At 62.1% G+C, this 25,745-nt stretch carries 23 protein-coding genes; 10 read left to right on the forward strand and 13 right to left on the reverse strand.

The genetic code is table 11. The features are described from left to right. The first annotated feature begins 61 nt into the window (after positions 1-61). From BMZ35_RS10100 to BMZ35_RS10115, 4 genes are all read left to right on the forward strand, one after another. A complete protein-coding gene (locus BMZ35_RS10100) occupies positions 62-652 on the forward strand; it encodes a DUF1285 domain-containing protein (protein WP_093093577.1) in 591 nt (196 codons plus the stop codon). Positions 653-738: 86 nt separating this feature from the next. Beyond that, positions 739-1,500, forward strand: coding sequence for a hydroxypyruvate isomerase family protein (locus BMZ35_RS10105; protein WP_093093578.1), 762 nt, complete (start codon positions 739-741; stop codon positions 1,498-1,500). 59 nt (positions 1,501-1,559) lie between these two features. Beyond that, positions 1,560-3,419 (forward strand): DNA mismatch repair endonuclease MutL, encoded by a 1,860-nt coding sequence (gene mutL, locus BMZ35_RS10110; protein WP_093093580.1) that lies wholly within the window; start codon positions 1,560-1,562, stop codon positions 3,417-3,419. 86 nt (positions 3,420-3,505) lie between these two features. Next, positions 3,506-4,657: a DNA recombination protein RmuC gene (locus BMZ35_RS10115; protein WP_093093582.1), complete on the forward strand. Its 1,152-nt coding sequence runs from the start codon at positions 3,506-3,508 to the stop codon at positions 4,655-4,657. A gap of 18 nt (positions 4,658-4,675) precedes the next feature. On the opposite strand, the gene BMZ35_RS10120 is transcribed toward BMZ35_RS10115, so the two are convergent. Continuing rightward, positions 4,676-5,608, reverse strand: coding sequence for a LysR family transcriptional regulator (locus BMZ35_RS10120; protein WP_093093888.1), 933 nt, complete (start codon positions 5,606-5,608; stop codon positions 4,676-4,678). Between the two features lie 85 nt (positions 5,609-5,693). Here BMZ35_RS10120 and BMZ35_RS10125 point away from each other — a divergent pair, with 85 nt between their 5' ends. The 3 genes from BMZ35_RS10125 to BMZ35_RS10135 all read left to right on the forward strand — a co-directional run bounded on the left by BMZ35_RS10125 (position 5,694) and on the right by BMZ35_RS10135 (position 6,974). Next, positions 5,694-6,134, forward strand: coding sequence for a cupin domain-containing protein (locus tag BMZ35_RS10125; protein WP_093093584.1), 441 nt, complete (start codon positions 5,694-5,696; stop codon positions 6,132-6,134). Between the two features lie 46 nt (positions 6,135-6,180). After that, positions 6,181-6,549, forward strand: a complete 369-nt coding sequence (locus tag BMZ35_RS10130) for a hypothetical protein (RefSeq protein ID WP_093093586.1) — start codon at positions 6,181-6,183, stop codon at positions 6,547-6,549. Positions 6,550-6,647: 98 nt separating this feature from the next. Then, positions 6,648-6,974: a DUF3775 domain-containing protein gene (locus BMZ35_RS10135; RefSeq protein ID WP_093093588.1), complete on the forward strand. Its 327-nt coding sequence runs from the start codon at positions 6,648-6,650 to the stop codon at positions 6,972-6,974. A 129-nt stretch (positions 6,975-7,103) separates the two neighbouring features. Here the strand turns inward: BMZ35_RS10135 and BMZ35_RS10140 are convergent, their stop codons facing one another. Further along, positions 7,104-7,682 (reverse strand): TetR/AcrR family transcriptional regulator, encoded by a 579-nt coding sequence (locus BMZ35_RS10140; protein WP_093093590.1) that lies wholly within the window; start codon positions 7,680-7,682, stop codon positions 7,104-7,106. 113 nt (positions 7,683-7,795) lie between these two features. Here BMZ35_RS10140 and BMZ35_RS10145 point away from each other — a divergent pair, with 113 nt between their 5' ends. Next, a complete protein-coding gene (locus BMZ35_RS10145; RefSeq protein WP_093093592.1) occupies positions 7,796-8,389 on the forward strand; it encodes an NAD(P)H-dependent oxidoreductase in 594 nt (197 codons plus the stop codon). Between the two features lie 465 nt (positions 8,390-8,854). Here the strand turns inward: BMZ35_RS10145 and BMZ35_RS10150 are convergent, their stop codons facing one another. The 6 genes from BMZ35_RS10150 to BMZ35_RS10175 form a co-directional block, all read right to left on the reverse strand. Continuing rightward, positions 8,855-11,962, reverse strand: a complete 3,108-nt coding sequence (locus BMZ35_RS10150) for an efflux RND transporter permease subunit (RefSeq protein WP_093093594.1) — start codon at positions 11,960-11,962, stop codon at positions 8,855-8,857. Further along, the gene (locus BMZ35_RS10155; RefSeq protein WP_131814353.1) at positions 11,959-13,317 is read right to left on the reverse strand and encodes an efflux RND transporter periplasmic adaptor subunit; all 1,359 of its coding nucleotides are present in this window, start codon (positions 13,315-13,317) and stop codon (positions 11,959-11,961) included. The genes BMZ35_RS10150 and BMZ35_RS10155 overlap by 4 nt, the downstream gene beginning before the upstream one ends. Then, entirely contained in the window at positions 13,314-13,880 is a 567-nt protein-coding gene (locus tag BMZ35_RS10160) for a TetR/AcrR family transcriptional regulator (RefSeq protein WP_165610045.1), read from the reverse strand. Before BMZ35_RS10160 ends, BMZ35_RS10155 begins: the two co-directional genes overlap by 4 nt. Before the next feature lie 38 nt (positions 13,881-13,918). Beyond that, on the reverse strand, positions 13,919-14,248 hold the full coding sequence (locus BMZ35_RS10165) for a hypothetical protein (RefSeq protein WP_341350629.1): 330 nt from the start codon (positions 14,246-14,248) through the stop codon (positions 13,919-13,921). 710 nt (positions 14,249-14,958) lie between these two features. Beyond that, positions 14,959-16,101: a saccharopine dehydrogenase C-terminal domain-containing protein gene (locus BMZ35_RS10170; protein WP_093093600.1), complete on the reverse strand. Its 1,143-nt coding sequence runs from the start codon at positions 16,099-16,101 to the stop codon at positions 14,959-14,961. A gap of 15 nt (positions 16,102-16,116) precedes the next feature. Then, positions 16,117-17,172 (reverse strand): saccharopine dehydrogenase, encoded by a 1,056-nt coding sequence (locus BMZ35_RS10175; protein ID WP_093093602.1) that lies wholly within the window; start codon positions 17,170-17,172, stop codon positions 16,117-16,119. A gap of 230 nt (positions 17,173-17,402) precedes the next feature. Here BMZ35_RS10175 and polA point away from each other — a divergent pair, with 230 nt between their 5' ends. Together polA and BMZ35_RS10185 are read left to right on the forward strand one after the other, a co-directional pair. Continuing rightward, a complete protein-coding gene (polA, locus tag BMZ35_RS10180) occupies positions 17,403-20,198 on the forward strand; it encodes a DNA polymerase I (protein ID WP_093093604.1) in 2,796 nt (931 codons plus the stop codon). 71 nt (positions 20,199-20,269) lie between these two features. Continuing rightward, positions 20,270-20,752, forward strand: coding sequence for an RNA pyrophosphohydrolase (locus BMZ35_RS10185; protein ID WP_093093606.1), 483 nt, complete (start codon positions 20,270-20,272; stop codon positions 20,750-20,752). A 4-nt stretch (positions 20,753-20,756) separates the two neighbouring features. On the opposite strand, the gene BMZ35_RS10190 is transcribed toward BMZ35_RS10185, so the two are convergent. The 5 genes from BMZ35_RS10190 to BMZ35_RS10210 form a co-directional block, all read right to left on the reverse strand. Then, positions 20,757-21,446 (reverse strand): phosphatase PAP2 family protein, encoded by a 690-nt coding sequence (locus BMZ35_RS10190; protein WP_093093608.1) that lies wholly within the window; start codon positions 21,444-21,446, stop codon positions 20,757-20,759. Continuing rightward, positions 21,443-22,897 carry an ArnT family glycosyltransferase gene (locus BMZ35_RS10195; protein WP_093093610.1) on the reverse strand — a complete coding sequence of 485 codons (1,455 nt, stop codon included), beginning with the start codon at positions 22,895-22,897 and terminating at the stop codon, positions 21,443-21,445. Before BMZ35_RS10195 ends, BMZ35_RS10190 begins: the two co-directional genes overlap by 4 nt. Continuing rightward, positions 22,884-23,195, reverse strand: a complete 312-nt coding sequence (locus BMZ35_RS10200; RefSeq protein WP_093093612.1) for a lipid-A-disaccharide synthase N-terminal domain-containing protein — start codon at positions 23,193-23,195, stop codon at positions 22,884-22,886. The genes BMZ35_RS10195 and BMZ35_RS10200 overlap by 14 nt, the downstream gene beginning before the upstream one ends. Next, positions 23,195-23,938: a glycosyltransferase family 2 protein gene (locus BMZ35_RS10205; RefSeq protein ID WP_093093614.1), complete on the reverse strand. Its 744-nt coding sequence runs from the start codon at positions 23,936-23,938 to the stop codon at positions 23,195-23,197. Before BMZ35_RS10205 ends, BMZ35_RS10200 begins: the two co-directional genes overlap by 1 nt. Before the next feature lie 131 nt (positions 23,939-24,069). Next, the gene (locus BMZ35_RS10210; protein WP_093093616.1) at positions 24,070-25,614 is read right to left on the reverse strand and encodes a DUF427 domain-containing protein; all 1,545 of its coding nucleotides are present in this window, start codon (positions 25,612-25,614) and stop codon (positions 24,070-24,072) included. Between the last annotated feature and the right edge of the window lie 131 nt (positions 25,615-25,745).

Consider the following 25,745-nt stretch of genomic DNA (forward strand, 5'->3'; position numbering starts at 1 on the left):
GGCTCCCTGCTCTCCTATATGTATACGAAGCTTAGCGCGCACAGATGAAATGGCAAAAACAATGAGCGGACAAATTCCTGTGAAACCGGATGCGAAAGGCATCGAAGAAGCGGCCCGTGCCGCCAAAAAGGGCAGGGGACCGGCGCCGGTGCACCTTTGGAACCCGCCATTCATGGGCGATATCGACATGCGGATCGCAAGGGACGGGTCGTGGTATCACGAGGGCGGTCGGATCAACCGCGAGGCTTTGGTGCAGCTTTTTGCCTCGATCCTGTTGCGCGAAGGGGAGGATTACTTCCTTGTCACCCCGGTCGAAAAGGTCGGAATCACGGTCGAGGATGTGCCGTTCGTGGCGGTGGACGTGGATGTCGCGGGTGAGGGCGCGGCGCAGGTCTTGCGGTTTGAGACAAATGTCGGCGATGTGGTCGAGGCCGGACCGAGCAATCCGATCCGGGTGGAAACCAGTCCCGAGCACGATGAACCGGCGCCTTACGTGCTGGTGCGGGCCAACCTTGAGGCGCGGATTGACCGCAAGAGTTTCTACCGGATGGTAGAGGCCGGCGCGGTCTCGGAGGTCGAGGGCGAGAGCTGGTTCGGAGTCTGGTCGGGAGGGGTGTTTTTTCCGATCCAGCGGGCGGAGGAGTTGGGCTGATTCCTGGTTGGCGCGCTTTTGCTTGTCCCGCCGGAAATTATTGACCTTTACGTAGGCTTCGCTAACCCTGTGGCAAAGGATCACCCATGCCAAAATTCGCCGCCAATCTCAGCATGCTGTTCACGGAACTGCCCTTCCTTGAGAGGTTTGACGCGGCCAGTGCGGCGGGATTTCGGGCGGTCGAGGTCTTGTTCCCCTATGAGTGTCCGGCGCGCGATATTCAGGCGGCGCTCAGGCGCAACCAGCTTGAGTTGGTGCTGATCAACACGCCGCCGCCAAATTACACGGGTGGCGCGCGGGGCTTTGCGGCCATTCCCGGCGGGCAGGCGCGGTTTCAGTATGATTTCAAGCGGGCGCTGCGCTATGCCGAGGCGTTGGGCGCTGGGCTTTTGCACATCATGGCGGGCGCGGCAGAGGGCGCAGAGGCGCGCGAAACCTTCATCGAAAACCTGACATGGGCGACGGAGTTTGCGCCCAAGCAGCGGCTGACCATCGAACCGATCAACAGCGTCGACATGCCCGGCTATTTCCTTGATGATTTTGACCTGGCGGCGGAGATACTGGATGTGGTCGCGGCGCCGAACCTCGCAATGCAGTTCGACACCTATCATGCGTACCGGATCACCGGGGACGTTGAGGCGTGCTGGAACGCGCATGCGGATCGTGTCGGGCATATCCAGATCGGCGGCATCCCGGACCGGCACGAGCCGATGGGTGGTGAATTCGATTATCCGACGTTTTTCCGAGGACTGGATGCGCGCGGTTACGGGGGGTTCGTCAGTGCAGAGTATCGGCCCAAGGGGCAGACCGGGACCGGGTTGAGCTGGTTCAGGCCGCGCTCCGTGTGATCCTTTGAGGGTGCAAAGTCGGTGGCAGAATCAAACCAGACCGTGCTAGGTTTTGCGGTATGGCCCAGACAGACCCCAAGATAAGCGAAAATCGCCCCGTAATCCGCCAGTTGGATGATGCCGCGATTAACCGGATTGCCGCCGGGGAGGTCGTGGAACGCCCCGCCTCTGCGGTCAAGGAGCTGGTGGAGAATGCGATCGACGCGGGCGCGCGGCGGATCGAGGTGGCCTATGCGGACGGGGGCAAGACGCTGATCCGGGTGACGGATGATGGCTGCGGGATCGAGGCCGAGTCGCTGCCGCTGGCGCTGTCGCGCCATGCCACGTCCAAGATCGACGGCACGGATTTGCTCGACATCCACACCTTCGGGTTTCGCGGAGAGGCGCTGCCGAGTTTGGGCGCGGTGGGGCGGCTCACAATCACCAGCCGGGTCGGACGCGCCGAGGCGGCGTCGATCAGCGTTTCGGGTGGCAAGATGGGCGCGGTGAAACCCGCCGCGCTGTCGGGTGGGACGATTGTTGAGCTGCGCGATCTTTTCTATGCCACGCCTGCGCGGTTGAAATTCATGCGCTCGGATCGGGCCGAGGCGCAGGCGATCACGGATGTGGTCAAGCGGCTGGCCATGGCCGAGCCGTTCATTGCCTTTACCTTGCGCGATGTGACCGGGGGCGGCGAGGGGCGGGTGACCTTCCGCGCCGAGGCCGAGAATGGCGATCTGTTTGACGCACTGCACGGGCGGCTGGCGTCGATTTTGGGGCGCGAGTTTGCCGAGAATGCCCTGCGGATCGATGCGACGCGCGAGGGGCTGCGGCTTTTGGGCTATGCCGCCTTGCCGACTTATTCGCGCGGGAGTTCCGTGGCGCAATACCTGTTCGTGAATGGACGTCCGGTGAAGGACAAGCTGTTGGTCGGGGCGTTGCGCGGGGCGTATTTCGATTTCCTGAGCCGCGACCGGCATCCGGCGGCGGCGCTGTTCATTGATTGTGACCCGCATCTGGTGGACGTGAACGTGCACCCGGCGAAATCTGAAGTGCGGTTCCGTGATCCGGGGCTGGCGCGCGGGTTGATCGTGAGCGCGCTGCGCCATGCCTTGGCCGAAGCTGGGCACCGGGCATCGACCACGGTGGCGGGGGCAACGCTTGGCGCGATGCGGCCCGAACCGGTGGGCGCGGCGCGGGTCTATCAGATGGATCGACCCTCGTTGGGGGCGCGGTCGGCTGGCTATGCGGCGCAGGCACCGGAAACCGGGTTTGCCGGGTTTTCAGAAAGCTACAGCGCGCGGGTGGAACCGGTACTGGACGAGGCGCCGGAAGCGGACGCAGAAAGCCCGGTTGAGGCGTTGCCATTGGGCGCGGCGCGCGCGCAGGTGCATGAGAATTACATCATTGCCCAGACCGAAACCGGGATGGTGATCGTGGATCAGCACGCCGCACATGAGCGGCTGGTCTATGAAAAGCTGAAACGCCAGATGGCGGAGAACGGCGTGGCGGCGCAGGCGCTGTTGATCCCCGAGATCGTGGAACTGAGCGACGGGGATTGTGCGCGCCTGCTGGCAGTGTCGGACGAGTTGAGCAAGCTGGGGCTGACGCTGGAGCCGTTTGGCGGTGGTGCGGTGGCGGTGCGCGAGACACCGGCGATCCTTGGTGAGGTCAACGCGCGGGCCATGGTGCTCGATATTCTGGATGAGCTGGATGACCAGGGCGAGAGCATGCTGGTGCAGGCCCGGATCGAGGCGATCCTGAGCCGGGTGGCCTGTCACGGGTCGATCCGGTCGGGGCGGCGGATGCGAGCCGACGAGATGAACGCGCTGTTGCGCGAGATGGAGGCAACGCCGCATTCGGGGCAGTGCAACCATGGGCGGCCCACCTATGTGGAGTTGAAGCTGAGCGACATCGAGCGGTTGTTCGGACGGAGTTGAGGCGCGCGCTTCGCCCCCGCGGAGGGGGCGAAGCGCGCGGCCCGACCCCCGGAAAGGGGGCGGGCGGAACAGGCAGTGAGGCAGGCATGATAACGGTTGGCGAGTACGTTCTTGGCCCGGTCGAGTTGGCGGCCTGTGGCGTTGCGGCGCTGGTGATCCTTTTGTTGATCCTATCGATCCGGGCGGCGGGGCGGTCGGCGCGGATGGCGGAGCCGTTGGCGCACCAGATGGGCGCGCTGGGGCAACGGGTGCAGGCGTTGGGCGATGGCCAGCAGCAATTGGCGGGCGGGCTGACGCAGGTTGTCGAGAGCCAGGCGGCGGCACAGGCCAACCTGTTGCAGCATCTGGAAAAACGGCTGGCACAGGTCAACCACCAGATGACCGAGAACCTGCAAGGGTCGGCGCGGCGCACGGCGCATTCGCTGGGAGAGCTGCAGGAGCGGCTCAAGACCATCGACAAGGCGCAGGAAAACATTACCCGCCTGTCGGGAGATGTGCTGTCGTTGCAGGATATCCTGAGCAACAAGCAGACGCGCGGGGCGTTCGGGGAGATCCAGCTCAATGATATCGTGTCCAAGGCGCTGCCTGCGGACAGCTATTCGTTGCAGAAAACCCTGTCGAACGGCCGGCGCGCGGATTGCCTGATCCATCTGCCCAACCCGCCGGGGCCAATCGTGATCGACAGCAAGTTTCCGCTGGAAGCCTATGAGGCGCTCAGGAATGCCGACAATCAGGGTCAGCTTAACGAAGCGGCGCGGATGCTGCGGGGTGCGGTGAAGAAGCACATCAAGGATATTTCCGAGCGCTATATCCTCGAGGGGGAAACGGCGGATGGGGCGCTGATGTTTCTGCCTTCGGAGGCGGTTTATGCGGAACTGCACGCGAATTTCCCCGAGCTGGTGCGCGAAGGGTTCGCGGCGCGGGTTTGGATTGTGTCTCCCACGACATGCATGGCGACGCTGAACACGATGCGGGCGATCCTCAAGGATGCGCGCATGCGCGAACAGGCGGGCGCGATCCGGCGCGAGTTGGGGCTGCTTTACAGAGATGTGGAGCGGCTGGGGACGCGGGTGGAGAACCTTGACCGGCATTTTGGGCAGGCGGCCAAGGATATTGCCGACATCAAGATCAGCGCGGACAAGGCCGGACGACGGGCGCGGCGGCTGGACAATTTCGATTTCGAGGAACTGGCGCCCGAAGACAAGAAGGTGGTGCCGTTGGGCAAGCCCAAGGTTTGAGGCGGGGACGCAGGGCGCTCAGTCTGTCAGGTCGTCGAGGATTCCGGCGACCTGCTCGCGCAGCCAGCGATGGGCCGGGTTGAGCGTTGCGCGCTCGTGCCAGACCATGCACAGCTCGGGTTCAGGGGTTGGCATCGGGGGATGGTAGATCTCCAGCCGGAAGCGTTTGGCGCTGTGCTCGGCGAATTGGTGTGGCAACAATGCGATCAGATCACTGGCGGACACGGCGTTCACGACGCCGGAGAACACCGGCAGGGTCATGACAACACGGCGCTTGCGCCCGGCAGCAGCGAGAGCCGCATCCCCCATTCCGGCCCGTTTGCCCTCGGGCGAAAACAGGACGTGTCCCATGTCGCAGAAGAGGTCTATCGGGATGGTGTCGCCGGGGCGAAGTCCGGCGCGGTGCAGGCGATCATGTCCTGCGCGGGCGATCACCACGAACCGTGATCGGTGCATGGGGTGGTGTGCGATCCATGCAGGAAACGGGGATTTCGGGATCAGGGCGATGTCGATCTCTGCGTTCTCGAGGATGCCGACATAGCTGTCCGGGACAAGGTCGACCAGTTGTACGGTCATGTTGGGGGCCTTGCGCCCGAGGAGCTCGGCCAGTTTCGGCATCAGGAGCGTGGCATAGAAATCCGAGCCGGACAGCTTGAACGACGACGTGGAGCGAGCGGGGTCAAAGCCTTCGGGACCGCTTAGCAGGGTCTGCAATTCGTCCAGCGTCCGGCGCAGGGGAGTTTCCAGTGAGCGGGCGAAATCGGTGGGCACGAGGCTTTGGCCCTGGCGGACGAAAAGGGGATCGTTCAGCGCATGGCGCAGGCGCCCCAGCGCGGCCGAGACGGCGGATTGCGTCAAACCGATACGCTGGCCAGCGCGGGTTGTGGAGTTTTCGGCCAGCAGCGCATCGAGAACACGCAGGAGATTGAGGTCCAGCGTAGATAAATTCATGGCGTTCATAATGAGTATAAGAACAATTTGTTTCAATCATGAATATGGGTCTGGCAGCCTCTGACGAAACAGAAAGGAACTCGTCATGGACCGGACAGTGCCGCGCCCGATGAATTGGAACGGAACCGAATATCACATTCAGTTGTCGTCGGAAGAGACAGGCGGATGCATCGGGATATTCTCAAGTGTCTGCCCACCCGAGAGCGGGCCGCCGCGTCATGTGCACGAAGCAGAGGACGAAACGTTTCATGTGCTGAGCGGCGAGGCGCTGTTCTGGCTGGCGGGGGCGGAACAGGTGGCGCAGGCCGGGGAAACGGTTTTTGTCCCTCGGGGCGTGGAACATGCGTTCCGTGTGATCGGGCCGCGCCCCGCACGAATGCTGACAATCCTGACCCCGGGCGGTTTCGAAGGGTTCTTCCGTGAAATGGCCGAGGGGCAGTATCGCATCCCCGAGGACATGGCGGCGATTGGCGCGATTGGCGCGCGCTACAACATGACGTTCACCGGGCCGCCACTTGCGGCATGAGAAGCAAGAATAACGCAATCGGAACAGTGAGTTGAAAGGAAACAACATGCGTGGAATCTCTTTTTGGTTTTTCGGGCTGGCAGTGCTTTGCGCCCTGATCGGGATGGGCTGGGGCATCCAGATGTCAGCGACCCACAATCACGATCTGTCTCCGGCACATGCCCACCTGAACCTGATTGGCTGGGTCGGGTTTGCCATTGCCGGCTTTTATTATCACCTCGTTCCCGCAGCGGCGGATCACTGGCTGGCGCGGGTGCATTTCGGGGTGGCGGTTCTGGGGCTCGTGCTGATCGTGCCGGGTATCGTGCAGGCCTTGCAGCAGACCGGGGAAACGCTGGCCAAGGCGGGGTCGGTGCTGACGCTCGTGTCGATGGTGATCTTTGCCGTGACGGTTGTGAAAACGCGGGCGTCCTGAACGGGGTATGCGGAATTAATATTTGCGCAAGATCAAGGACGGGTTGCATGATGATGTCTCAGATGGTCTTAAGACGACGGACCGCAAGGAGACGTGACATGTTGGAGATTACCCCCTGGAAAGTGGCGCAGGTTGTGCTGATGTCGCGCGAGCTGGACCGGGCCGAAGGTGAGCTGCGTGGCTTTATCGAACGGCTGAACGAAGAGGAACAGGCCAGCCTTGTGGCTGTCATGTGGATCGGGCGTGAAGCCTTTGGGGCGGATGAGCTGGAAGAGGCGATCCGCACCGCCAAGTCCGAGGCGACGACTCCGACCGCGGACTACCTTCTCGGCACGCCGCACCTGTCGGACCATCTTGAAAACGGGATGGAAGAGCTGGGCATGTCGCTCGCGGATGAGGAAGACGATCTCGTTCGGGGCGGCTGATCCGCGAATCGGGGTTAATTCGTTGAATTTCCTGAAAAACCGGTTTTGGTAAAACTTCGGTATTGCATCGGTATCGCGTCGGTGCGGTTTACGGTAATTCGGGCAATTAACGCCCCGCGCGGTTATGCGTCAGCGGGGCGGCATCAGCCAGGCATCAAGATAAACCGTCAGCCGCGCGCGCAGGTCGGTTTCGTTATGCAGGGCGCAGAATACCAGCGCCATGGCCTGAACCGCGAAGGCCTGCACCCCCTCGGCCAGAAGCCCGCTGTCGATATCGGAGCGGAACGGGCCGTTGGTCAGTTTGTCTGCCAATAGGTCGATCTGACGACCGAAATTCATCGCAATGGGCCCGATTTCGCTGCGTGCGGCGGCCCCCGAATGGCGCAGGATTACATCGAACACATAGCGTTCGCAGGTCATGAAGCGCAGCAGGGGCATGAGGGAATCAACGAGTTCGGCGGTCGAGCGCGGCGGTGGGCGGTGCCCAACCTCGTCCAGAATCGCGTCCATGCGTGCGCCCATCAACAGATCCATCAGCGCGTCCTTGTCCGGGAAATGCGCGAAGAATGTGCCTTTTGCCACGCCGGCGCGCTGAACCACTTGTTCGACGCGCAGGCCATCGTATCCGACCTCTGAAATGACCTTTTCTGCGGCCGCCACAAGGCGGGCGCGGGTTTCCAATGTACGTTTCTGAACTGCTCTGGCCATGGGGTCTTTTGACATGGTTTCTGACCGTGGTCAAATTTTATATTGACCGCGGTCAATTATTGAGGCTAAGAAAATGACCGTGGTCAATTTAATGGATTCGAGGAGTGAGAATCATGAAGGGCAAACGGGTTTTTGTATTGAACGGGCATCCGGCGGAAAGTTCTCTGACGGGCAGCCTTGCCCAGGCTTATGCGGATGCGGCGCGGGACGCGGGACATGATGTGCGCCTGACGCATTTGCATGATTTGCAGTTTGACCCGGATTACGGGTTTGGCGGTTACGTCAACCAGAAGCCGCTGGAACCGGGGTTGGAGCAGGTGTTGCAGGATATCGAATGGGCCGAACATGTGGTGGTTGCGACCCCGGTCTGGTGGGGTGGGTTCCCGGCCAAGCTCAAGGGGTTGATCGACCGGGCATTCCTGCCGGGGCGGACCTTTGACACGCGCAACACGACGGCGATTGGGTTGCCCGCGCCGCTTTTGAAAGGGCGCACGGGGCGGGTGCTGATCCTGTCGGACACGCCGAACTGGGTGTTCCGGCTTTTCTATCGGAATGCGTTGATGGTGCAGTTGCGCGGGCAGGTGCTTGGCTTCGTTGGAATCAAGCCGCTGAAGATCACCCAGTTCAGCGGGGCCAGTCATCCAAAGGACGGGATGGTGCAGAAATGGGTGCGCAAGGTGACGGCAATCGGGGCCGTGGCGGGGTGAGATTGGAAGGCTTCGGCATGGCGACAATGCCAGTCGCCATGCCAGGCGTTTGAATAAGCAGTGGAAGGTCGTTTGAGACCGTACCCACTAAGCATCCCAGAACAGACATGGGAGGTGCTTGGTGTTCAGGGATGGGCCAGAACCTGCTATGCATCTGAAATGGTAGGACTTGTTTAGGCGGATAGCCGATATTGATGCAATGCGCCGCGAAGGGCAGGTTTGAGCCCTTCGTGTCGGCTGCTGCGTTGCAGAAAGTAGCTCGGAGGGAGGTTGCTGATCGAAGTGTGTACCAACTCGCTCGCAAAAACGAGAATACGAAGCGGACGTTGATTTTAACCGCATTTCGGGACCAAGCGAGCAGGTAAGCAACGTTGCGCCTGGAACGGAAATGACTTCCAAAAGCGACGGCCGCGACCGTAGACGATCCGAGTGCAACACTGTCCCGCCTCAAACCGAAGCCAAAACTCATGCGGCTGCTGCGCGTCGTTCGTGCGCCAGAGTGCTAAGGCCCAGGTCATCGAGAATCGCGTATATGGCGGGAAGCGCGAAGAGAACGATCAGGCTGGCCGTCAGCAGTCCGAAGACCAGGCTGGCCACCAGTGGTATCAGGATTTGCGCTTGCAGGCTGGTCTCGGTCAGGATCGGCAACAGCCCGGCCGCGGTCGTCGTGGTGGTCAGGAAAATTGCCCTGAACCGGGCACGCGCGGCGCGGGCCGCCGCGATGGCGACAGTTGCCGCGTCACCGTGTTCGCGCTTGACGAAATCTACCAGCAGGATCGAGTTGTTGACCACCACGCCTGCCAGCGCCACGAAGCCCAGCATGCTGGGCATTGAGAAATCCAGCCCCATCGCCATATGGCCGAATATCGCCCCGGGCAGCGAAAGCGGAATGACCAGCATGACCACGATCGGTTCTACATAGGACCGAAACAGAAAACTCAGCAGCAGGAACACCCCGATCAACCCGACAAGAAACCCTTTTAGCATAGATTGCTGGGTCTTCCCGGCTTCGGCATTCTGACCTTCGACATCAATCGCGACACCGGGGTATTTCGCCTGCAAGCCGGGCACAAACCGCGTCAGTGTGTCACCGACAATCGCGTTTGCATTGGCGATTCGGGTGTCGATCGACCCCTGTACGGTCACGGTCCGCATGCCGTTTTCGCGGTTGATGCGAGCATATCCCTGGCCGGTCTCGATATTTGCCACAATGCCAAGCGGGACGTTCGATCCGTCGCCCCTGGCGATGATGAAATCGTCGAAGGCCCGTTCACTGCTCTGGGCTTGAGCGGCAAGCTGGGCCGTGACCTCCAGCAGGCTGCCGTCGACCTGCATTTCGCTTATGGTGGTTCCGAAATAAGCCGCGCGCAGCTGATCGGCGATTATCGCGGCGGTCACCCCCATTGGTCCGGCGGCATCGTTCAGGCTGATCCGCAACTCCCGCTTGCCCGGTCGCAAGTCATCCAGAATCGAAGTGACGCCGTTGTATTGCCACAACCAGTCCTGCAATTCGAGCGAGGCCGATTTGAGCAGGGTCAAGTCATCGCCCTTCAGGCGCAGGTCGATGGCGATGCCGGCGGGGCCGATGGTCGATTCAGCGTATTTCAGGCTGATCACGTCGGGAACCTGCCCGACGATGTCACGCCAAAGCTGCATGATCGCATCGGGACGACTGGTGCGCTCTGCCGAGGGCAGGAGATCGACGCTGACCGTCGCGACGTGGGCGCCGGTTTCGAACGCATCGCGGTTCAGGCCGTAATAGACCGAGACATGCCGGATCAGGTCGGCACCTTCGGGCTGTTCCGGCGAAAGCCGTTCGTTGACCTGATCAAGCCCGTCTTCCAGCCGCGCCACGATCGCCTCGGTGCGCGACAGCGGCGTGCCTTGCGGCAGCAGAACCCGCGCCACAATCGTGTCGCCGTCCAGTTCCGGGAAGGCGGTGAATTTCAGATAGCCGCCCGCCAGCATGGCGACCGAGACCAGCAAGACCGCAAAACTCACGCCCGCCGTCGCATAGCGCCAGCGAATGGTGAAATCGACCAGCGGCCCCACCAGCCGCTCGCGCGTCCACGCCAGCGCAGCCTCGACCCGGGCCGAGATGCCGCCCGGCTTTGTGCGCGCCTCAAGCGAATGGATAAGATGGTGCGGCAAGATCAGAAACGCCTCGATCAGCGAGATCATCAGCACGAACAGCATCACCACCGGCACGACCCGCAGAACCGCGCCAAGGTCGCCCTGCAAAAACGCCAGCGACCCGAAAATCATCGCCGTGGTGCCGAATGACGCCAGAACGTTGGGAAACACCTGCGCTGCGCCCTCGACCGCTGCGTCCATCGCGCTGCGCCCCTTTTCGCGCAACCGGGCGATGTTTTCGGCAATCACGATGGCATCGTCCATCAACAGACCGATCACGATCAGCAGACCCAACGTCGTCATCAGGTTCAGCGAATAGCCGACCAGCCCCATCAGCGCGACGCCGCCCATGAACGAAACCGGCAGCCCCATCGCGACCCAGAACGAGAACCGAAAACCGAAAAACAGCCACAGCACCAGGAACACCAGCGCCAGACCCTGCAAGCCATTGACCACCACCAGCGTCAGACGATCGCGCACCACCGAGGCCGCATCGGTGGTGATTTCCATGATCACTCCGGGCGGGGCTTGCTGACTCTCTGCCGCCAGAAACGCCTGCAACGCATCGATGATGCGCAGCGAATCCTCGGCCCGGGTCTTGTTGATATCCAGAATCGCCGCAGGCCGCCCGTCGAACATGACCACGTCATCATCCAGCGCGAACCGTTCGGTGATCTCGGCAATATCGCCCAGCCGGACCTGTCCGCCTCCGGCTGACGAGCGCACGATCAGCGCCGCCAGATCGGCAACGTCGCGGCGTTCCTCGGCTATTCGGATCAGCAGGGTCTCGGTCGAGGTCTCTAAGCTGCCCGCCGGCAGATCCAGGCTGCCCGCCTGCACCGCCCGCGCGATATCCGAAACCGAGACGCCGAACTGGTGCAGCGCCCCGGGTTTCAGGCCGATCTGCAATTCCCGGGTGGAAAACCCTCGAATATCCACCTTGGGAATGCCGCCCCATTGCAGCATCCGGGTGCGCACATCCTCGGCATAGTCTTTTAGGCCGGTTCTTGTATCGGGGCCGGTGATGGCAATCGAGGCTACGAAATCGGTCTGACCCAGCGGCCTGACGCGGGCGGCTTCGGCGCGATCCGGAAAATCGGTGATGGCGTCGATTTCGGATTTCACATCCGCCACGAAGCTTTGAAAATCTTCGCCTTCGCGCATTTTCACGATGGATCGCGCAGACCCTTCACGCGCCTCGCAGGACTGCCGCTCGATGCCCGTCACCGCGTCCAGCGCGTTTTCGATGCGCTCGCATATGGCGCTTTCGACGTCTTCAGGGCGCGCGCCGGGATAGGGCACCGTGATCTCGACCTCGTTCTGTTCGGCACGCGGAAACGTCTCGCGCAGCAGGGTTGGCGCCACGAACAGGCCCGCCACCAGGAACAGGATCATCAGCAGGTTGGCAATGGTCGGGTGGCCGGCGAAGAACCTGATCATTCGGCACTGCCTTCCGCGGCAAGCCGCGCCATCAGGGCCCTGTCTTCGGTCACGGCCAGCAACATGCCCGGAATGGCCGGGCTGGGTGCGCTGACGACAATGCGCGCGCCCTCTGCAATACCGCCTGTGATCAGGGCGATCCCGTCCTGCACCAGATCGAATTCGACCGGCACCAGTTGCAGCCGGTCATCGGCATCTGCCACCAGTAGCTGCCCATCCCGCAAGGCGCTGCGCGGAACGACAACACCGCTTGCGGGTTGCGCCTTTAGAATCACTTCGACGAACATGCCTTTGGTCAGTGGCGGGCGTCTGCCCGGCTCCAGCCCGGAATAGGCGGTATCAACGCGCACGATCACGCCCAGCGTCCCGGTCTTTTGATCAATCGTGTCACTGATGCGATCCACCGACGCGGCCCATGTCAGAACGTCCTGACCCAGCCGCAGGTGCACCTCTGCCGAAAGACCCAAGGCACGAAGCGCCTCGGTCATCGCTGACGGGTCGAGCGGCACCGCATCGGTACTGATGTGGGTCGAATGCATCAGATTGCGCAGCGCCGCGATCAAAACTTGCGCCTCGACTTCGGCGGCGTCGATTCCGTCCAGTACGGCGGCGGTCTGGCCGACGCGCACGAACTGCCCGACCTCGACCGAAGTGGACGCAACCCGCGCCGCGAAGGGCAGCGACAGTTCGGTGCGTTCAAGGCTCAGCCTGGCGGTCTCGAGGTTCGATCGGTAGACGGCAATCTGCTCGGTCTGCACCGCCCGCTGTGTTGGCAACAGGGCCAATGTGCTTGCCACATTCTGGACCTTCTGGCGCTGTGCCAGAAGTGCCGCGCGGGCGGCATCACGCACCGTCTGTGGAACGGTCCCGCCTGCAAACAGGGTTTCGGCGCGGTCCAGATCCGCCTCTTTCAGCGCCAGCGCCTGCTTCTCGATCTCCAGCGCCGCGGTCTGGTTGACCTCGGACACCGCCAATTCCTCCAACCGGGCCTCGGCGGCGCGGATGTTGGCATTGGCCTGCGCGATGGCCAGGTTGAAATCGACCGGGGAAAGACGGACCAGCACCGCGCCCGCGGGCAAAATCGCGCCTTTCGCCAGGCCCGGGTTCACATAATCCACCGTGCCACCGACCTGCGCGATTGCCTCATAGGTTCTGGCCGGGTTGATCAGGCCAAACCCGGCGATGCTGGGTGTGACGGCCCGGACGCGGGCGATGATCGAGCGAACCGGTGTCGCCCGCTCTGTCAGCGTAATACGCTCCGGCGGCGGGCTGTTCGCGATGATATAGGCAAGTATGCCAGCCCCGATCGCCACCAGCGGCACCGTGACAAACACCAGTTTCAAGGCATTTCTCAATTGCTGTCTCCATTCTCGGCTAGCAGCGACAACTGCAAATCCAGCAACCGCTCGCCTTCGCTCAACAAGATCTCCGGATCACGCGTTAAAAGCAGCCGCAAAACCAAGCCCTGTATGATCCCGAAAATCAAGGTTGCACCATCCGACGCGCCGATATCGGCCCGGAAACGGCCGGCAGACTGCGCTTGGCGAATGGCGTCGATCAGGTTGTCGCGGAACTTCGACATGCTTGCCCTGATTTGTGTCAATGACGCGTTCTGCGCCTCTGTGGGGTCGCGCATCACCATGATTTGCGGCAGGGCAGGATTGTCCCGCACCAGACGCAGATGGCCCAGAACAAGCCGTCGCAAGCTGCGCTCGGGTGTCATTGACGTATCCCGTGACTTTGCGATGTTGGCCGCGATTAGGTCGCAAAGACTGTCCGCCACACCCTGCCAGATGTCTTCCTTGCTTCTGAAATGCTTGTAGATCGCAGGCTGTGTCAGCCCAAGCCGATCCGCAATCATCCCCGTCGTCAGCCGATCCGGCCCCGCCTCGAAGGCCAGGTCAAGGGCGGCTTGCACTATCTCGGCCTTTCGGTCCTGTTGCGATTTTCGCGCTCTCACGGCCGGCCAGTCCGACGGAACAGAAGCATTGCGATCACTGCCCAGAAGCCCGTTCTGACGGCCAGCGCGCCCACGGTTCGCATCTCGAAGGCGCTGCCCTGAAGCACCTGGATGCCAAAGACCAGTGCCGCCATCGCTGTTGCCGCCGCGATCAGGGCCGACAGGCCGAATGCCCAAGCGCGCCCCAGCCAGATGCCAATCCCAGCGAGAACGTAGAAGAACCCTGCAAGGAAGTTGAACCAGACGACAAACGGCACATAGGCGCCCGCCAGTTCGCGCGCGTCGTCTGGGCCAAACAGGACATTGCCGCCTGAAAACAGAGTCAATAACCCGAAGGCGATTGCAAACAATGCAACGCCCTTCACCCATCTGGACGAGCTTGTCGAATGTTCGATAGGGGGTTCCATAAGCCACACCTCCATTGCACCGGCAATAGGCACGAACCTGTCCCGGATTGGTTATAAGTCTATAACTAATATCGCTCACGCGAACTTACAACTGTCCCAGCGTCAGATTTTCGGTTCAGGCTCTTTGAGGTCCGAGCGACTATTGTGAGGCTGGGGTGATACGGCGATGTCGCCGAGCCAGTTGTTCTGATTTGGCAACTCATTTGGCCGGACCAGCGGATCCGTTTGGAAATCCAAACCTATGCTTCCAGGCATCACTGAAGTCACGTCCAAAACTGCGACCTGGCAGTGCTGGTCAAGCGGGTACGACACCAACTTTGAACCGTCCGAACGGCTGGTTCGCAGGACGGGGAGCCCGAGGAAGAGGAGCGGATGCACGACTCCGAGCGGGCATCTTTACAACTCCGCTTCAGAAACTGAACGGCGGCTCCGTCCCGCACTGCAGACATTGCTCCTGATCAGGGCGAACTTCCGCTCGTCGCCTATGTGGATGCGGGCGTCTGTTGAGATCCTTCTGGATCAAAACCAGTCAGAAAGAATTGATTGCCATAAACCGGGTCTTGCGATGACTGGGGCATGAACACGGCGCGCAGTTGGGAGCGCGCCGTGCTTATCTCGGTGTCGTCACTTCAGGCCGTATGGTCGACCACGTCGAGATGCTGGGCCAGTTTGCCAACCTCGTCGAGCCACGCGTTGAACAGTGCAGGTTCGCTCGGGGCGGCGTGCACGCCGGGGGCGATGTCGCCCGCGAGCACGGATTCGATGGCCAGCGATACAGGGACCGAGACAAGCCGCGCCATGGCGGTGCTGTTTTCATCGCCCCATGCGTCCATCACGTAGGTCTTGTGCCAGACGGTCTCGCCGTCTTTCTCGGCCTTTAGACCAACGCAGAGCACCACGCGGTCGGGTTCGCCTTCGTCATAGGCGTTGTCAGCCCAGAACTGGTCCGACATTTCCTTGAGACGAGCATCGCCTTCGGGTCCTGCAAGGGTTTCGATCTCGCGGAAGACGTCGCTCCATGCGTCGGCCCAGCCGTTGAGCCGCAGGGTGCCGCGCACGAACTCTTTGACCGACCAGTCGGGGTCGAACTTGTAATCCTCCATGAAGGGGATCGAGTCGCGGTTGGGATAGACCTCGAAGGTCTCGGGGCTTGGCAGCGGGGCTTCGTAGCTGCTGATCGCGTCCCACGGGCGGGCCACGTCAAGCGGCGCGTGATCGCGGATCGAACGCGAGGCGGAGCGCAGGGCCTTGAGCACGCCAAGCGGCGACCAGCTGAACTTGTAGCGGAACGGGTTTGGGTGTTTCGGGATGCCGCCACAGTAGGAGATGAACGAGAGGGTGTTGCCCGCATCATAGGCATCCGAGGCGCGGTAGTCGGCAACAAGCGCGTGGGCCATCAGGTGGTCGATGCCGGGGTCGAGGCCAACTTCGTTGACGCAGGCGATGCCGGCGGCCTGCGCCGCGGCATTGAGTGCCTTCATCTCGGGGGCGATGTAGGACGAGCTGACGAAATTGGCGCCCTTGGCGATGCACAGTTCGGCCAGTGGGACGTGCCAGTCGCCCGGAAGCATCGAGACAACCACGTCGCCCTTGTTGAGCGCCGCGCCCAGCGTGTCGATGTCAAAGGCACGAATGTCGTCGGTCAGGTCGCCCACGGTTTCGCTGGCCTTTTCGACGGTCCGGTTCCAGACGGTAACGGGATGGCCCGCCGCGATCAGGCGGCGCAGGCCGGGAATGGCCGAGAGGCCGGTGCCACACCAGTGGATGGTCATGTTTTGCGCTCCTTCTCAGAGGTCTTTGGAATGGGTGATGAAATCGGCCTCGGCGCGGGTCCAGACCCCGCTCGAGAGATCGTCGAGGCTCAGCAGCGTGCCGAGAAGCTGGTCGGCGTAGTCTTGTGAGGACTCGACAGGCAGCATCGAAGGCAGGTTGTCGATTGCCATGACGTCGAGCACCGGGTCGGTGGCCACGCGCAGGGCGGGGGCATCCCAGGTGGTGGCGCGGTCATAGACCGGCACCGGGTTGTAATCGCTGTCTGGATCACAGGCCACGTCGCCAATCGCGGTGAGGGCGCGGGGCGCGGTGAGGGCGTCGCGCGGCACAAAGACCGGGGTGCCGGGGCGGGCGAAGATGCAGTTGAGGAACAGGTTGTGATCAAGGATTTCCGGGAAGGGGCCGCCGCTTGCGGTTTCGGCCATGTCCCACTTGGTCACGGCACAGCCCATTGCCTCGAGAAGATCCGCCGCGCCGGTGCCGACGCGCCCCAGCGCACCGATGACGATGGCGGTGGGGCGGGGGGTGTTTAGCGCGTCAAGTTCGGCGCCGAGATCGGCCAGAAGCGTATCCTTGCCCGCATAAACCCCCACGGGGCCACAGGTTTCGCCACGCTGTTGCGCGGCCCATGTCTTGAGTGTGACCGCCGCCCCGGCATAACCGGCCCAATAGCCAAAGGCCGCGACGCGGCGCCCGGTGTCGTCAACGAGATATTCGAGGTCATAAAGCGTCCCACCCCCGGCCTTGAACCGCTGCAAGAGCGCCTTGCCGGAATGCTGCCCCTTGAAGGCATGGCCGAACATGATGTGGCGGTGCGGTAGCGGGGTGCCATCCTCGGGCAGCTCCTTGAGACCAAAGATGATGGCGTCACGCGGCGCGTCGGGCCAGCTGTTCTCCGCAGCAATCTCGCAACCCGCCGCAACATAACCCTCAATCGGGATCGCGCGCACCGAACTTTCCTCGACCGTAACCCGAATACCTTTGCCGAGAAGTGCCTTTGCGCCTTCGGGGGTCAGCCCCACGCGTTCTTCATTGGGCCGCTGCTCTGCCCGCACCCAGAGATGTGTCATGTGTTTCCCCTCTTTGAAGCGCAAGACAAACGCTCTCGTGGCGGAGTCGTCAAGTCCTGAACAGGTAAAACAATCCCCACCCCACCTCTTCCTTTTGCCAGAAATATCCCGGGGGTGAATTGAGCCATCGGCTCAAGAGGGGGCTGGCCCCCTCATCCACCGCTTTCCATCTGGCACCACCGCGCGCGGCATGGCACAACGGGACCAACAGGAAACGGGGAGCGCGTTACATGAGTTTCGGCAAGGGTTGTCACCTTCACCTGATCGACGGATCGGCCTTTATCTTTCGCGCCTATCACGCGCTGCCGCCGCTCACGCGCAAATCCGACGGGTTGCCGGTGGGCGCGGTGGCGGGGTTCTGCAACATGCTGCACCGCTATGTCGAGGCCAATACCGGGCCGGATGCGCCGACGCATGTGGCGGTGATCTTCGACTATTCCGGCAAGTCGTTCCGCAACGACATGTACGATCAATACAAGGCCAACCGCCCGCCTGCGCCCGAAGACCTTGTGCCGCAGTTTCCGCTGACCCGCGAGGCAACCAAGGCGTTCAATATCGCCTGCAAGGAGATCGAGGGTTTCGAGGCGGATGACATCATCGCCACGCTGGCCTGTCAGGCACGGGATGCCGGGGGACGGTGCACGATCATCAGTTCCGACAAGGACCTGATGCAGCTGGTGGGGGATGGCGTGGAAATGCTTGATGCGATGAAGAACCGCCGCATCGACCGGGACGGGGTGATCGAGAAGTTCGGAGTTGGACCCGAACGGGTGGTCGATGTTCAGGCGCTGGCCGGGGACAGCGTGGACAACGTGCCCGGTGCGCCGGGGATCGGCATCAAGACGGCGGCCTTGCTGATCAACGAATACGGCGATCTGGAAAGCCTGTTGGACCGGGCCGAAGAGATCAAGCAACCCAAGCGCCGCCAGACGCTGATCGAGAAACGCGACCAGATTGAACTGTCCAAGCGGCTGGTGCAGCTGGATTGCGACATGGAGCTGGATTTCACGCTGGACGAGTTGGAAGTGCGTGAACCCGAGCCGGACGTCTTGTTAAGCTTTCTGGCCGAGATGGAGTTCCGCACACTGTCCAAGCGGATGGCGGACCAGTTGGGGGTCGAGGCGCCGAGCATTCCCGAACCGCAAGCGGCAGAGACCTCGGATGCAGGCGAAGAATCGGTGGCCATTGACCCCGACGCCTATGAATGCGTGCGTGATGCGGCGGCCTTGCAGGCGTGGATCGGCAAGATCCATCACAGGGGTTACGTCGCCGTGGACACCGAGACCACCTCACTTAACGAGATGGTCGCGGAGCTGGCCGGGATTTGTCTGAGCGTGGAGCCGGGAGAGGCCTGTTACATCCCGGTCGGGCACAAGAAGGGCGCGAGCGACGATCTTTTTGGCGGCGAGGAATTGCAGGACGGACAGATGGCACTCAACGAGGTGCTGGATATGCTCAAACCGGTGCTCGAAGACCCCGCCGTGCTGAAGATTTTCCAGAACGCCAAGTATGATTGCAAAGTGTTGAGCCGGTACGGGATCACTGTTGCGCCAATCGATGACACGATGCTTCTGAGCTACGCGCTGCATGCGGGGGAGCATAATCACGGGATGGATGCGCTTTCGGAGCGGTATCTGGATCACACGCCAATCCCGATCAAGACGCTGCTTGGAACGGGAAAATCCGCGATCACCTTTGACAAGGTGCCGATTGATGAGGCGGTGAAGTATGCCGCCGAGGATGCGGATATCACGCTGCGCCTGTGGAAGCTGTTCAAGCCGCGCCTGCATCAGAAACAGGTGACAACCGTCTATGAGACGCTGGAGCGCCCGTTGGTGCCGGTGCTGGCCGAGATGGAAATGCACGGGATCAAGGTGGACCGGGATACGTTGTCCCGGATGTCCAACGCCTTTGCCCAGAAGATGGCCGGGCTGGAGGCCGAGATTCACGAGTTGGCCGGGGAAAGCTTTAACGTCGGAAGCCCCGCGCAGCTTGGCGAGATTCTGTTTGACAAGATGGGGATTGAAGGCGGCAAGCGGGGCAAGAACGGCAAATATTCCACCGGGGCCGATATTCTCGAAGAGCTTGCCACGGAACATGAATTGCCGCGCCGTGTGCTGGACTGGCGGCAGCTGAGCAAGCTCAAGAGCACCTATACGGATGCCTTGCAGGATCACATCAATGCCGAGACCGGGCGGGTACATACGTCTTATGTGCAGACCGGGGCCAATACGGGGCGGTTGGCGTCGACCGATCCGAACCTTCAGAACATTCCGGTGCGCAGCGAAGAAGGGCGGCGCATTCGCGAGGCGTTTGTCAGTGAGCCGGGCAAGACGCTGGTCAGCCTCGACTATAGCCAGGTCGAACTGCGTATCCTGGCGCATATCGCGGGGATTGATGCCCTGAAGCAGGCGTTCAAGGACGGGCAGGACATTCACGCCATGACCGCGTCCGAGATGTTTGACGTGCCGATGGAAGAGATGACGCCTGAGTTGCGGCGGCGGGCCAAGGCGATCAACTTTGGAGTGATCTATGGCATCTCGGGCTTTGGTCTGGCGCGCAACCTGCGCATTCCGCGCGGCGAGGCGCAGGATTTCATCAACCGCTATTTCGAGCGCTTCCCGGGCATTCGCACCTATATGGACAACACCAAGGCCTTCGCCAAGGAACACGGGTACGTTCAGACGCTGTTCGGGCGCAAGATTCACACGCCCGAGATCAACGCCAAGGGGCCGCGCGCCAGCTTTGCCTATCGCGCGGCGATCAACGCCCCGATCCAGGGCACGGCGGCGGATGTGATCCGTCGGGCCATGGTGCGGATGCCGGCGGCGATTGCCGATCTGCCTGCCAAGATGCTGTTGCAGGTGCATGACGAACTGATTTTCGAGGTGGATGACAGCGCGGTGGACGAGGCAATCGCGGTGGCGCGGGATGTGATGCAGGGCGCGGCGGAGCCTGCGGTGAAGCTCGACGTGCCGTTGATCGTGGATGCGGGGCGGGGCCGGAACTGGGCCGAGGCGCATTGAGGATTTGCCGCGTTGCGCGTGGTGATGGGCTTGGTTAGGACTTGGCCAAGCCTGAGAAAGAGTGAGATGTCATGACCCCCGAAGAGATCGAGAAACTGCCCTATCGCCGCAATGTCGGTGTGATGCTGGTCAATGCCGACGGGCATGCTTTTGTCGGGCAGCGACTGGATAGCGAGGTGCCCGCGTGGCAGATGCCGCAGGGCGGGATCGACAAGGGCGAGACGCCGAAAGAGGCGGCGTTGCGTGAGCTGGAAGAGGAAACCGGCGTGTCCCGCGATCTGGTGACGGTGGAGGCCGAAACCGAGGGCTGGGTGGCCTATGACCTGCCGCATGACATCGTGCCGCGCATCTGGAAGGGGCGCTATAAGGGGCAGGAGCAGAAATGGTACCTGCTGCGGTTCCATGGCACGGACGATCAGGTGAAGATCGAGCAGGAGCACCAGGAGTTCTCGGAATGGCGCTGGCTGCCTGCGGACGAGTTGGTGGCCAATATCGTGCCGTTCAAGCGGGCGGTCTACGAAGAGGTTCTGGCGCAGTTCGCCGACAAGCTCTGAAGACTTAGTACAGGCGGATATTGCGGTAGCGTTTGAGCTGCAGGATGGTGAGCGCGATCAGGGTCACGAAAAGCGCCGCCAGAATGGTGTCGGACAGGAAATGCCGCCCCATCAGCACGCGGAAGGACAGACCCATCCCCGCAATGATGAAAGCGGCGATGGTCATGTGCCTTGTATAACGGCCCGGAGCCATGTTGCGCACAATCAGCAGGATTGCGATTAGGAGTGCGGTCGACCCTGCACCTTCGCCGGAGACAAAGGAACAGTTGGTGGCGCATTGATCCGAGGGGATCAGGGCCGGGGTGAAGTCGCGCGTGCCGCCGAATTCGGTGATGGTTGACGGGCGGGCGCGGCCCCAGTGTTCCTTGAGGATGGCGTTGACCAAAAGGGCCGGGCCAAGGAGGTAGGTGAGCACGATCACCTCCCAGACCTTGTCGAGCCGGGGCGTGGTGGTGCGCACGATCTTTGAGAAGATCAGAGCGGCAAGCGAAAAGAACAACGTGAGCAGGATCAGCGACCAGATCGCCTTGCGCAGGTTCTGGATCACGTCGACCTTGCCCAGCCAGAATCCGTGTGTGTTGGAATAGAACAGGCCGGACACCCAGAGATCGAGCGCAGGCCAGACCGTGAAGACCATGGCGAGGATGGTGGTCAGGACGATCCCGTCGCGCAGGGCTTTGGTGTTGTTGCTCATCGCAGGCACTCTGCGTCGATGACATAGGCCGGGAAGGGTTTGCCCGCCCAGCTTCCGATCTCTTGCGAGAGGTCGACCACCGGGGTCAGGGTTTCCCCGTTGCACGTCAGGGCCGCGTCGTCGGTAACAAACAGGACCGGGCCGGTGAGGTCGGCGGGCAGGGCTTTTTTCTGCTGGTAATAGTGGTTCGGCGCGCCCTTGGGGGGCGTAGCGTAGAAGGTCATGTCGCTGTCCGCGCCGGTGAAGAAGAAATCGGCCAAAATGCCGCGATGCTTGCCGACGATGACCGTCAGGCCTTCGGCGCGGGCGGTGGCAATGGCGTCATGGGTGATGTCGGCAACATTGACATAGCGCTTGGCAAGCGGTTGGCCCTTGGCGTCGGTGATCAGCGTCGGAAACAGCGTCATCAGCGGAATGGCCACGCAGACCACGGCATTGAGCGCAATACCTGCCCAAAGCGTGCGGATGCGACCGCGATCGAGCGCAAAGAGCAGGGCGGCGATGGTGGCCGCGGGGATCGCGGCAAAGGCCCAGTTGGCATAGGCGCGCGACATGAAGGCCTGGATCAGGACGATGGTCCAGACGGGGATCGAGAACCAGATCAGCGCGCGTTGACGCCCCGGAGCGGGCGCGCGCAGGGCGGCGATCCAGAGCACCATGAAGACCGGGCCGAAGACGAGGAATTGCGAGGCGATGAATTCAAACGCGCGGGGCAGGCTGGGTTTCGGGCCTGCGCTTTCGGCCTTGAGCCATGCGGCGTTGTCCATCGTGTGGCTGACCGTGGTCAGGTCATTGGCAAAGTTCCACAGGATATTGGGCGATGCGGCGGCGAGGAAGGCCAGCGCATAGAGCGCCAGCAGGCCTGCGCGCGGGCGCATCGACGGGATGATCAGGTAGGCAATCAGCGCGCCGGGCAGGAAATAGATCGCGGCGTATTTCGACAGGAAGGCGCAGCCCAGCAGCAGGCCGCCAAGGATCGCGTCGCGCGCGGTACCGCCCGCGCAGAGGCGCCAGTAGAACAACAGCGCCCCGGCAAGGAAGGGGGCCATGATCGTGTCGGTCGAGATCAGGAAGCTGCCGACGGCGACGATGGGCAGAGAGAGATAGGCCATCGCCACCCAGAGACCCGCCATGCGGTGCGCCGGGGCAAGGCTTTGGGCCCACGCGCCGAGGATCAGCGCGGTGATGCCGTGAAACAGCGGCGCGGGCAGGCGCACGGTAAAGGCGCTGCGGTGGATGGCCAGTTCATCAAAGAGGCGTAGCACCCAGCCGATCATCGGGGGTTTGGAATAATAGCCGAAATCGAAGTTCTGACCCCAGAGCCAGTATTGCGATTCATCGACATAAAGGTCGGTCGGGCTCCCCCAGAGGGCGACCACGCGCAGAAGCGTGATCAGGCCAACGGCGACGAGGGTCGGCTTGAGCCAGTCGCGCGACTCAGCCAGCGGCATTTTCACGGCGCTCGCGATAGATCAGGAAGAGGTTGCGCGAATAGATGAAGAGGCCGAGCGACTGGCCAAGGATAAAGACCGGGTCGGCGCGGTAGACGGCATAGGTGAACAGGATCACCCCACCGGCCATGGAGAAATACCAGAAGGCCAGCGGCACGGTTGAGCGGCGCGCCTTTTCCGAGGCGATCCATTGTACGATGAAGCGGCCCGAGAACATGAGCTGACCAAAGAGGCCGAACATGACCCACCAGAATTCGACCCAGTTGTCGACCTTGAGAAAGGAAAGAACCGCTTCCATCAGCTGTCTCCGTTGAGTTCTGTTGCCCGCGCCTTTTTGCGCCGCCGGATCAGCCATGCCACGCCGAAGAGGTCCACCGCCCCGACCAACCCGCGTTGCAGGTTGGAATAGTTCGAGCGGCCCGAATGGCGCGCTTCGTGGGCGACATCGACATGGGCCACGTCAAAGCCGTTCATCGAGAAGAGCGCAGGCAGGTAGCGGTGCATGTGATCGAAATAGGGCAGGTCCAGAAAGGCATCGCGGCGGAAGGCCTTGAGACCGCAGCCAGTGTCGCGGGTCTTGTCCTTGAGCACGAAGGAGCGGATGCCGTTGGCCGCCTTGGAGGCGAGTTTCTTGGACATGGTGTCCTGACGCTTGACGCGCTGGCCCGCGACCAGACCCAGCTTGGCCGGCGCATCGGCCGCCATCAGCGGTGCGACCAGTTTCGGGAGTTCGGATGGCGGGTTCTGGCCGTCGCCATCGAGCGTGCAGCAGATTGGGGCGCGCGCGGCTTTGACACCCGTGTGCACGGCGGCGCTTTGGCCACCGGATGTGGGGGTGTGCAGGACGCGCAGGTTGGGCATGTCAGCCTGCAACGACTTGAGGCGTGCAAGGGTGCCGTCTTCGGAGCCGTCATCGACGATGATGATCTCGATTGCGTGGCCCGTCCCGTCAAAGGCGGATTGAATGCCTTGGATCAGGGTGGGCAAGTTGGATTCTTCGTTCTTGGCCGGAACGACAACAGAGATGTCGGGCTCGCTCATGCACGCACCTTTTGGGACGCCATCCGCCTCGGAAATGGGCGATGGTAGACTAAAGGCCCCTTCTTTCCCTTTAAATCCCCATCGTCAAGGGTTGAGACAAGGGCAATGCGCGGCGGATTGCCGGGATTGTGTCAGGAATCGACAGACACGCCGAAACTCTCGACCGGTTCCGAGACATTGCGCAATGAGAGGGCGCCCAGCGGCTTTGCGTCCTTGTCCTCTGCGGCGACCTCGGCGGTGGCGACGATGCGGTGGCCGACGCGTTTGCCGTAGTCGCCCAGTCGCGCCGCGATATTCGCAGGCTGGCCGATTACCGTGAAGTCGAGCCGCTCTTGCGAGCCGACATTGCCATAGGTGACGCGGCCATAGGCGATGCCGATGGAGCATTCGCAGTCAAGGTGAGCCGCCTCGGCCACATCGCGCAGATCGCGCACGATCTGCTTGGCGGCAACAAGCGCGTTGGCGCAGGCGTCGGTGGCATCGCTGGGGAACACGGCCAGCACCGCATCACCGATGAATTTCAGCACCTCGCCGCCATGATCGTTCACCACTGCGGTGACGGTGTCGAAGAATTGGTTCAGGAGGTCGATATAGACGTCGCGGCCAAGCTCTTCTTCAAGCCGGGTCGAGCCGCGCAGGTCACAGAACATGATCGCGGCGTCGATCTCGTCTCCGTCGCCCCGGCGTATTTCACCGCCCAGCACACGCGCCCCGGTGCGGCGGCCAACATATGTTTCCAAAAGGCTTTGCGCGTTCTCCTTTTGGGTGAAGACTTCGAAAAAGCGGCTGATGACCGAGGAGATTTCGAAGATCAGGCCAAGGTTGGCGGTGGTGAAGCCGTCCGGGTGATCGCTGGTGAGGGTGAGGACGTTGATTTGCCCGTTGGAAAAGGACAGCGGCATGGCGACATAGTCGGTATGGCCGTCCTTTTTGAGGTCTTCCATGATTGGGAATTGCATCTGGTCCACGGGCACGTCGAGTTTCTGGCGCACCCCGCCAAGCCCGGCGGCGACGTGGCGCAGGGGGCTGTTGACGTAGGAGGGGTGGTCATAAAGCTCGTAGGACGGGGCGAAGGTGGTGATCTCGTCCTTGCCCTTGTGCCAGATATAGTTCTTGCCCGCGATCATCGGGTGCAGGGACCAGATCATCAGGCTCATGCGGGAAACGGCGATGCCGCTTTCGAGCATCTTTTCCGCAAGCGCGCGGGTGAAATCTTCCGGCGTGGTGTTCGTGGAGGCCCCGCGCATGAGCCAATCAACCAGAGGGCCGGAGATGTTGCCGGAGTCATCGGGGCTGAACTCGGCGCCTCCGAGGTCAAGCTCGGTATAGGTGTTGGGCAGGAAGCCAATGTGGCCCTGAATGTCCCGGCTTTCTGGCAGGGCATCATCATAGGACCACGTTCCGTTCGCGAGGGTTTGACCGTCGAGTTGAATGTCGCGATAGCGGGCGGTGCCTTTGAAGGGGCAGAAGGTTTGCAGATCGGTTGGGTCGGAAAGCGGAATCTGCACGTCTTCGGCAGGGATGTAGACCTGAGGCGGCAGGCGGGTTTCATACATCACCTTGGCGCGGGTGCTCTGGGCGAGGACGTGGCCTTCACGCAGGACGCGCACCGTGCCGTCAAGCGGTTCGATGCGAATGCCGTAGCCGGAATTGGAACCGAAACGGGAGCCTTCCATGGGGCGGCCTTTCTGATGCCGGGTGAGACACAGTATATGGGGGCGAGGGGGGGTTTCCAAGCTCAGGTGATGTGCGTCTGCGCGGAACAAAGGCGCGCTTGCGCGCCGCCGCGCATCGGTGCCGCGCCCCC

Origin of the sequence: Shimia aestuarii, assembly GCF_900114635.1 — a bacterium.
Lineage (GTDB): Bacteria > Pseudomonadota > Alphaproteobacteria > Rhodobacterales > Rhodobacteraceae > Shimia > Shimia aestuarii.

Bases quoted from the DNA above. Each gene is read 5' to 3' on its own strand.
- BMZ35_RS10170 (WP_093093600.1), bottom strand. From the start codon at position 16,101: ATGACCATCCACTGGTGTGGCACCGGCCTCTCGGCCATTCCCGGCCTG.
- BMZ35_RS10145 (WP_093093592.1), top strand. From the start codon at position 7,796: ATGAAGGGCAAACGGGTTTTTGTATTGAACGGGCATCCGGCGGAAAGT.
- BMZ35_RS10100 (WP_093093577.1), top strand. From the start codon at position 62: ATGAGCGGACAAATTCCTGTGAAACCGGATGCGAAAGGCATCGAAGAA.
- BMZ35_RS10140 (WP_093093590.1), bottom strand. From the start codon at position 7,682: ATGGCCAGAGCAGTTCAGAAACGTACATTGGAAACCCGCGCCCGCCTT.
- BMZ35_RS10105 (WP_093093578.1), top strand. From the start codon at position 739: ATGCCAAAATTCGCCGCCAATCTCAGCATGCTGTTCACGGAACTGCCC.
- mutL (WP_093093580.1), top strand. From the start codon at position 1,560: ATGGCCCAGACAGACCCCAAGATAAGCGAAAATCGCCCCGTAATCCGC.
- BMZ35_RS10205 (WP_093093614.1), bottom strand. From the start codon at position 23,938: ATGAGCGAGCCCGACATCTCTGTTGTCGTTCCGGCCAAGAACGAAGAA.
- BMZ35_RS10125 (WP_093093584.1), top strand. From the start codon at position 5,694: ATGGACCGGACAGTGCCGCGCCCGATGAATTGGAACGGAACCGAATAT.
- BMZ35_RS10190 (WP_093093608.1), bottom strand. From the start codon at position 21,446: ATGAGCAACAACACCAAAGCCCTGCGCGACGGGATCGTCCTGACCACC.
- BMZ35_RS10130 (WP_093093586.1), top strand. From the start codon at position 6,181: ATGCGTGGAATCTCTTTTTGGTTTTTCGGGCTGGCAGTGCTTTGCGCC.
- BMZ35_RS10200 (WP_093093612.1), bottom strand. From the start codon at position 23,195: ATGGAAGCGGTTCTTTCCTTTCTCAAGGTCGACAACTGGGTCGAATTC.
- BMZ35_RS10115 (WP_093093582.1), top strand. From the start codon at position 3,506: ATGATAACGGTTGGCGAGTACGTTCTTGGCCCGGTCGAGTTGGCGGCC.
- polA (WP_093093604.1), top strand. From the start codon at position 17,403: ATGAGTTTCGGCAAGGGTTGTCACCTTCACCTGATCGACGGATCGGCC.
- BMZ35_RS10185 (WP_093093606.1), top strand. From the start codon at position 20,270: ATGACCCCCGAAGAGATCGAGAAACTGCCCTATCGCCGCAATGTCGGT.
- BMZ35_RS10150 (WP_093093594.1), bottom strand. From the start codon at position 11,962: ATGATCAGGTTCTTCGCCGGCCACCCGACCATTGCCAACCTGCTGATG.
- BMZ35_RS10175 (WP_093093602.1), bottom strand. From the start codon at position 17,172: ATGACACATCTCTGGGTGCGGGCAGAGCAGCGGCCCAATGAAGAACGC.
- BMZ35_RS10120 (WP_093093888.1), bottom strand. From the start codon at position 5,608: ATGAATTTATCTACGCTGGACCTCAATCTCCTGCGTGTTCTCGATGCG.
- BMZ35_RS10135 (WP_093093588.1), top strand. From the start codon at position 6,648: ATGTTGGAGATTACCCCCTGGAAAGTGGCGCAGGTTGTGCTGATGTCG.
- BMZ35_RS10210 (WP_093093616.1), bottom strand. From the start codon at position 25,614: ATGGAAGGCTCCCGTTTCGGTTCCAATTCCGGCTACGGCATTCGCATC.
- BMZ35_RS10195 (WP_093093610.1), bottom strand. From the start codon at position 22,897: ATGCCGCTGGCTGAGTCGCGCGACTGGCTCAAGCCGACCCTCGTCGCC.